This window comes from Kitasatospora sp. MBT63 (assembly GCF_000710465.2).
In the GTDB taxonomy this organism is placed as follows: Bacteria; Actinomycetota; Actinomycetes; order Streptomycetales; family Streptomycetaceae; genus Kitasatospora.
Genome location: NZ_JAIZ01000042.1, coordinates 33,663 through 40,992, shown reverse-complemented (window position 1 = coordinate 40,992; position 7,330 = coordinate 33,663). Strand labels below are relative to the sequence as shown.

Here is a 7,330-nt window from a genome sequence, read left to right as displayed (position 1 = left end):
TCGATCCGGCGGGTGTGCCGGGCCTCGCCGCTGTACGGGGGGTTGAGGAAGATCTCGACGAACTTGGTGGCCTCGTCGAGGGTGTGCATCCGGCCGCCGACGCTGATCACGTTGGCGTTGTTGTGCTCCCGGCCGAGGGCGGCGGTCTGCTCGCTCCAGGCCAGCGCCGCACGGACGCCCTTGACCTTGTTGGCCGCGATCGCCTCGCCGTTGCCGGAGCCGCCGATCACCACGCCCAGCGCCTCCGGGTCGGCCGCGGTCCGCTCGGCGGCCCGCAGGCAGAACGGCGGGTAGTCGTCCTCGGCGTCGTAGATGTGCGGGCCGCAGTCGACCGGCTCGTGGCCGGCCTCCTTCAGCCACTCCACGAGGTGGTTCTTGAGTTCGTATCCGGCATGGTCGGAGCCCAGGTACACGCGCATGGGTATGAGTGTGGCATGCGCGTGCACCCGGGCCCGGCAGCGGGCCCGGGAGAGCTCGCGGCGGTCCGGTGCCGTCAGCCGCGGCGGCCGAGCAGCTTCCAGGTGAGCGGCAGCGCGCCGACGGCCAGCGCGGCCTTCAGCGCGTCGCCCACCAGGTAGGGGTAGAGGCCCAGTTCGGCGGCGCGGGCGAGCGGCAGGTGCAGGGCGAGGGCGAGGTAGGGGACGCCGACGGCGTAGATCGCGAGGTTCCCCAGCACCATCGCGGCGGCGGTGCGCAGCGGGCTGCGGTCGGCGCCGCGGCGGGCCAGCGCGCCGGTCAGGCCGGCCGCCAGCACGAAGCCGATGACGTAGCCGAGGCTGGGCATGGCCCAGCCGGAGCTGCCCTGGGCGAACCAGGGCAGGCCGGCCATGCCGGCGAGCAGGTAGAGGCCGAGCGAGGCGATGCCGCGGCGGGCACCGAGGGCGGTGCCGACCAGCAGGGCGGCGAAGGTCTGGCCGGTGACCGGGACCGGGGAGCCGGGGACGTTGACCGAGAACTGCGCGGCCAGGCCGGTCAACGCGGCGCCGCCGGCCACCAGGGCCAGGTCGCGGGCCTGGGCGCCGAGCCGGGTCGCGGCCTGCGGGAGCAGGTCGGCGAGGACGGTGGCGGAGGGTGCGGGGGTGGCGGTGGCCATGGGCGGGGACTTCCGTTCGAACACGGTGGGACGGGTGAACAGTTGTGAACCTATGCGCCGGGGGCGGCCGGGGAGGGCGTCGGCAACCGACAAACCGTCAGGGCCCTGCTTGTCGGATTCGGCCTGACTCCAACCCCGATCTGTCACATCTGCGCAGTTGTGCATGCACTTTCGGTCACATCACTGTCCGGATAGCGGCTGTTTTGCCGCAAATCTTGGCCGGTCCGGTCGCTGTACCGAATAGTGGGGCGAATCCTCCGCTATCCGAACAGTCTGGATCCGACCCGATGTCGACCCCCACCCGACCGCCCGCCCAGGACCGGTCCGACGTTCCCGTCGCCTCCTCCCCCACCACGGCCGCCCCCGCCACCGAGGGCCGGCTCTCGCACGGCCTCAAGCAGCGCCACCTGTCGATGATCGCGCTCGGCGGGGTGATCGGCGCCGGGCTGTTCGTCGGCTCGGGCGCCGGCATCGCCGCCGCCGGCCCGTCCATCGTGCTGGCCTTCGCCCTCTCCGGGCTGCTGGTCATGCTGGTGATGCGGATGCTGGGCGAGATGTCGGCGGCCAACCCCGCCAGCGGCTCGTTCTCGGTGCACGCCGAACGGGAGATCGGCCGGTGGGCCGGGCTCACCGTGGGCTGGCTGTTCTGGACCCTGCTGTGCGTCGGCGTCGCCGCGGAGGCGATCGGCGCGGCCGGGATCATGGCGCACTGGCTGCCCGGGGTGGCGTCCTGGGTCTGGGTGGCCATCTTCATGAGCTTCTTCTGCGCGGCCAACCTGTCCGCCGTGAAGAACTTCGGCGAGTTCGAATTCTGGTTCGCCGCCGTGAAGGTGGCGGCCATCGCCGCCTTCCTGGTGATCGGCGTCCTGGCGATCACCGGGGTGCTGCCCGGCACGCCGTCCCCGGGGACGGCCAACCTGACCGGCGCGGGCGGCTTCTTCCCGCACGGCACCACCGGCCTGATCACCGGTCTGCTGGCCTCGGTCTTCGCGTACGGCGGCCTGGAGACGGTGACCATCGCGGCCGCCGAGTCGAAGGACCCCCGGCGCAGCGTCGCCACCGCCGTGCGCACCGCGATGTGGCGGATCGCCGTGTTCTACGTCGGCTCGATGGCCGTGGTGGTCACCCTGGTGCCGTGGAACGACCCGGCGGTCACCGGGTCCGGCCCGTACGTCGCGGTGCTCAACCGGATCGGCATCCCGCACTCCGGCGACCTGATGCGGGTGGTCGTGCTGATCGCCCTGCTGTCGGCGATGAACGCCAACATCTACGGCTCCTCCCGGATGGCCTACTCGCTGGTCAGCCGCGGCCAGGGCCCCAAGGCGCTGGCCAAGGTCTCCGGCGGGGTGCCGCGGACGGCGGTGCTGGCCTCCTCGGCCTTCGGCTTCCTCGCGGTGCTGCTCAGCTACTGGTGGCCGACCACCGTGTTCAGCTGGCTGCTCAACATGGTCGGCGCGGCCGTCCTGGTGGTCTGGGCCTTCATCGCCGTCGCCCAGCTGCGGATGCGCCGCCGGCTGGAGCGTGAGGCGCCCGAGCAGCTGACCGTGCGGATGTGGGCCTTCCCGTACCTGACCTGGCTGGCGCTCGGCGGCATCGTCGCGGTGCTCGCCCTGATGACGCTGGACAGCGGCAACCGGGTGCAGCTGTGGTTCACGCTCGGGCTGACGGCCGTGCTGGCGCTGGTCGGCGCGGTCCGCAAGGCGCCGCGCACCGCCTGAGCCGGCGGCTCGACCACGGCCGGACGACGGTCGGGAACGGCGGACGACAGAGGCCGAGGGGCCCGGTACGCACCACGCGTACCGGGCCCCTCGGCGCTGCTCGGGAGAGCCGGCCCCCGGGCGGAGTCGTCACTCGAAGGACGGGCCCGCCGTCCGGGTGCGCTTGATCTCGTAGAACCCGGGGGTGGAGGCGACCAGGATGGTGCCGTCCCAGAGCCGGGCCGCGGCCTCGCCGCGCGGGGTGGGGGTGACCACCGGGCCGAAGAAGGCGACCCGGTCGCCGTCCGGGCCGTCCACCGCGATCACCGGGGTGCCGACGTCCTCGCCCACCAGCGAGATGCCCTCCTGGTGGGAGGCGCGCAGCGCCTCGTCGTAGGCGTCGGTGTCGGCGGCGTCGGCCAGCTCGGCCGGCAGGCCGGCGGCGACCAGCGCGGCCTCGATGGTGGCGCGCTCGTTCGGCAGGCCCTGGTTGTGGAAGCGGGTGCCGAGCTCGGTGTAGAGCGGGCCGAGCACCTTGTCACCGTGGAGCTGGGCGGCGGCGATCAGGACCCGGACCGGGCCCCAGCCCTTGGCCAGCAGGTCCTTGTACTGCTGCGGCAGCTCGTCGCGGTTCTCGTTGAGCACCGAGAGGCTCATCACGTGCCACTTGGTGTCCACCGGGCGCAGCTGCTCGACCTCCAGCATCCAGCGGGAGGTCATCCAGGCCCAGGGGCAGATCGGGTCGAACCAGAAGTCGGCGATCTTGCGGGAGTCTGCGGTCGTCACGGACGGTGCCCTTCGGTCAACGGGTGCGGGGTCGCTCTGACCTAGCGCTCAACACCGCGGATCGGCGGCTGATTCCGCCCGAGCTGTGCAATGGTACGTGGCGCCGAGCATGAAAGGATGCGCCCGGCACCCCAGCCCCACCGGGCTCATACGGACAGGAGTACCACCGTGCCGGGCAAGAACCTGAGCCGCGAGGAAGCCCAGAAGCGGGCCGGTCTGATCGAGGTGGAGAGCTACCGCGTCCACCTGGACCTGGCCTCCGCACCGGATCCCGCGTCCGCGACCTTCCGTTCCACCACCACGCTGACCTTCCGTGCCGCCACCCCGGGCGCGGACAGCTTCGCCGACCTGCTGGCGCCGGGCGTGCGCTCGGTGACCCTGAACGGCCGGACGCTGGATCCTGCGGAGGTCTTCGACGGCACCCGGGTCGCACTGCCGGACCTGGCCGCGCACAACGTGCTGGTGGTGGACGCGGACTGCGCCTACAGCCGGACCGGTGAGGGCCTGCACCGCTTCACCGACCCGGTCGACGGCGAGACCTACCTGTACACCCACTTCGAGCCGGCCGACGCCCGCCGGGTGTTCGCCAACTTCGAGCAGCCCGACCTGAAGGCGCCGTTCTCCTTCACGGTCACCGCGCCGGCCGCCTGGGACGTGTACGCCAACGCGGTCCACGAGTCGGTGCAGGAGCAGGGCGCGGCCCGGGTCTGGCGGTTCGCCCCCACCCGGCCGATCTCCACCTACCTGACCGCGGTGGTCGCCGGCCCGTACCACGTGGTGCGCGACCACTACCGCCGGGAGCTGCCCGACGGCACCACCCTGGAGATCCCGCTGGCGGCGACCTGCCGCCGGTCGCTGGCCGAGCACTTCGACGCGGACGAGATCCTCACCGTCACCAAGCAGGGGCTGGACTTCTTCCACCAGGAGTTCGACTACCCGTACCCGTTCGGCAAGTACGACCAGTGCTTCGTCCCCGAGTACAACATCGGTGCGATGGAGAACCCGGGCTGCGTCACCTTCCGGGAGGAGTTCGTCTTCCGCTCGAAGGTCACCGAGGCCGCGTACGAGGGCCGGGCCAACGTCATCCTGCACGAGATGGCACACATGTGGTTCGGCGACCTGGTCACCATGAAGTGGTGGGACGACCTGTGGCTGAAGGAGTCCTTCGCGGACTTCATGGGCTCGTTCGGCCTGATCGGGGCCGGCACCCGCTACCGGGCCGCCTGGATCACCTTCGCCAACCGCCGCAAGGCCTGGGCGTACCAGCAGGACCAGTACCCGACCACCCACCCGATCACGGCGGACATCCGGGACCTGGAGGACGCCAAGCTCAACTTCGACGGCATCACGTACGCCAAGGGCGCCTCGGTGCTCAAGCAGCTGGTGGCGTACGTCGGCCGGGACGCCTTCTTCGAGGGCGCCCGCCGTTACTTCCAGCGGCACGCCTACGGCAACACCGTCCTCGGCGACCTGCTGGGAGCGCTGGAGGAGACCAGCGGCCGCGACCTGAAGTCCTGGTCGGCCTCCTGGCTGGAGACCTCGGGCGTCAACTCGCTGACCCCGCAGGTGACCTGTGACGCCGAGGGCCGGATCACCGAGCTGGCGGTGCTGCAGGACGGCGACACCCTGCGCCCGCACCGGGTGGCGATCGGCCTGTACGACCTGGACGGGACCGGCGCGCTGGTGCGCACCGGGCGGGTGGAGGCCGACGTCGCCGGGGCCCGGACCGTGGTGGAGGTCCCGGCGGGCCGGCCGCGCCCGGCGCTGGTGCTGGTCAACGACGAGGACCTGACGTACTGCAAGGTGCGCTTCGACGAGGTGTCGCTGGCCACCCTGCGTTCCGGTCTCGGCGCGATGACCGATCCCCTGGCCCGGGCGCTGGCCTGGTCCGCGGCCTGGAACCTGACCCGGGACGCGCTGATGCCCGCCCGCGACTACCTCGACCTGGTGCTGCGCTTCGCCGGGCAGGAGTCCGACATCGGGGTGCTGCAGTCGCTGCACCAGCAGGCCAGGGCGGCGCTCGACTACTACGCCGACCCCGCCTGGCGGGCCGAGGGCGGCCGGCTGCTGGCCGAGTGCGCGCTGCGCGAGCTGCGCGCCGCCGAGCCCGGCAGTGACCACCAGCTGGCCTGGGCCCGCTTCCTGGCCACGGTCGCCGAGGGCGCGGAGCACCTGCAGCTGCTCACCGGGCTGCTGGACGGCACCGCCCGGATCGACGGCCTGGCGGTCGACCAGGAGCTGCGCTGGGAGTTCTGGCTCGCGCTGGCCGCGGCCGGGTCGGCCACCGCCGGGGAGATCGAGGGCGAGCTGCGGCGGGACAACACCGCCAGCGGCAAGCAGCGGGCGGTCAAGTGCCTGGCGGCGCTGCCGACCCCGGGGGCCAAGGCGGCCGCCTGGGCGGCGGTGGTGGACTCCGACGAACTGCCCAACGCGCTGGTGGAGGCGCAGATCGCGGGCTTCGCCCAGCCGGGTCAGCGGGAGCTGACGGCCGGGTACACCGACACCTACTTCGCGCTGCTGGAGCAGGTCTGGGCGCAGCGCAGCATCGAGATCGCGATGCGGATCGTCGGCGGCTTCTTCCCCCGGCTGCAGACCGAGCGCTCGACGCTGGACGCCACCGATGCCTGGCTGGACGCGCATCCGCACGCGGCGCCCGCGCTGCGCCGGCTGGTGCTGGAGTGCCGGGACAACCTGGCCCGGGCGCTGCGCGCGCAGGACCGCGACCGCGGCTGACGGGGTGGTGACGGCGGACGGCCGCCCGGGGGTTCCCGGGCGGCCGTCCGTCTGCGCGTGGGGCGCGGGCTACTTGAGGGTGGCGGAGGTGAGGCCCGCCTGGACCTGCCGCTGGAAGGACAGGTAGACCACCAGCACCGGGAGCATCGCGATGGTCATACCGGCGAACAGGGCCGGTGCGTCGCTCTTGTACCCGGACTGCAGGGCCAGGTTGACCAGGCCCTGGGCGAGCATCGAGTGGTCGGCCTCGCCAGCCGTGGTGGGCTGCATCAGGGTGACCGGCAGGATGTACTGGTTCCACTGGCCGAGCACGTTGAAGATGGCGACGCTGACCAGGCCGGGCTTGGCCATCGGCACCATGATCTGGAAGAACGCCCGGGTGTGCGAGCAGCCGTCCAGCATCGCCGCCTCGTGCACGGCGGTGGGCAGCGTGCGGAAGAACGAGTACAGGAAGAACACGGTGAAGGGCAGCGAGTACGCCACGTACACCAGGATCAGGCCGAGGTAGCTGTTGAGGCCGAGCAGCGGGGTGATCTCGCCCAGGTTGCGGACCATGAAGAACAGCGGGACCAGGGCGAGGTAGACCGGGAACATCGAGCCGGCCACGAACAGGTAGTAGATCGCCCGGTTGCCCTTGAACTCGTAGCGGGCCAGCACGTAGGCGGCCATGCCGCCGAGCAGCATGGTCAGCGTGAGCGAACCGGCGAGCACGATCAGGGTGTTGAGGAAGAACCCGCCGATGCCCTTGGACCAGGCCCGGGTGAAGGCGTCGAAGCCCCAGCTCGCCGGCCAGGACCAGGCGCTGCCGTTGATCTGCGCGTCGGTCTTGAAGGAGCCGAGGACGACCCAGACCAGCGGGAAGATGATCAGCAGGGCCCAGACGGCGAGGAAGCCGTGCGAGAAGACGTTGAGGACGCCGCCGCCCTCGCCGAACCGGGTGGTCCGGTCGGCCTTCGGGCGCCCCGCCGCCCGCTGGGCGGGGACGGCCGGGTTGGTGTCGGTGCTAGTGCTCATGTCGATG

Annotated in this window: 6 protein-coding genes; 2 read left to right on the top strand and 4 right to left on the bottom strand. The window is 71.9% G+C overall.

Annotation, left to right across the window (positions count from 1 at the left end; translation table 11 throughout):
- Both AA75_RS02895 and AA75_RS02890 read right to left on the bottom strand, forming a co-directional pair.
- Nucleotides 1–419: ribose-5-phosphate isomerase (locus AA75_RS02895; protein ID WP_033818094.1), on the bottom strand; the 419-nt coding region annotated here is incomplete at its 3' end.
- A gap of 74 nt (nucleotides 420–493) precedes the next feature.
- Nucleotides 494–1,093 carry a biotin transporter BioY gene (locus AA75_RS02890; RefSeq protein ID WP_033818093.1) on the bottom strand — a complete coding sequence of 200 codons (600 nt, stop codon included), beginning with the start codon at nucleotides 1,091–1,093 and terminating at the stop codon, nucleotides 494–496.
- 413 nt (nucleotides 1,094–1,506) lie between these two features.
- Here AA75_RS02890 and AA75_RS02885 point away from each other — a divergent pair, with 413 nt between their 5' ends.
- Entirely contained in the window at nucleotides 1,507–2,811 is a 1,305-nt protein-coding gene (locus AA75_RS02885; RefSeq protein WP_233288897.1) for an amino acid permease, read from the top strand.
- A 129-nt stretch (nucleotides 2,812–2,940) separates the two neighbouring features.
- On the opposite strand, the gene AA75_RS02880 is transcribed toward AA75_RS02885, so the two are convergent.
- Nucleotides 2,941–3,576 (bottom strand): DsbA family protein, encoded by a 636-nt coding sequence (locus tag AA75_RS02880; protein WP_033818092.1) that lies wholly within the window; start codon nucleotides 3,574–3,576, stop codon nucleotides 2,941–2,943.
- Nucleotides 3,577–3,744: 168 nt separating this feature from the next.
- Between AA75_RS02880 and pepN the strand changes: the two genes are divergently transcribed.
- Nucleotides 3,745–6,309 carry an aminopeptidase N gene (gene pepN / locus AA75_RS02875; protein WP_033818091.1) on the top strand — a complete coding sequence of 855 codons (2,565 nt, stop codon included), beginning with the start codon at nucleotides 3,745–3,747 and terminating at the stop codon, nucleotides 6,307–6,309.
- 69 nt (nucleotides 6,310–6,378) lie between these two features.
- Here the strand turns inward: pepN and AA75_RS02870 are convergent, their stop codons facing one another.
- Nucleotides 6,379–7,323 (bottom strand): carbohydrate ABC transporter permease, encoded by a 945-nt coding sequence (locus AA75_RS02870; RefSeq protein ID WP_033818090.1) that lies wholly within the window; start codon nucleotides 7,321–7,323, stop codon nucleotides 6,379–6,381.
- Nucleotides 7,324–7,330 lie beyond the last annotated feature (7 nt).

Bases quoted from the DNA above. Each gene is read 5' to 3' on its own strand.
- AA75_RS02885 (WP_233288897.1), top strand. From the start codon at position 1,507: ATGATCGCGCTCGGCGGGGTGATCGGCGCCGGGCTGTTCGTCGGCTCG.
- AA75_RS02890 (WP_033818093.1), bottom strand. From the start codon at position 1,093: ATGGCCACCGCCACCCCCGCACCCTCCGCCACCGTCCTCGCCGACCTG.
- AA75_RS02870 (WP_033818090.1), bottom strand. From the start codon at position 7,323: ATGAGCACTAGCACCGACACCAACCCGGCCGTCCCCGCCCAGCGGGCG.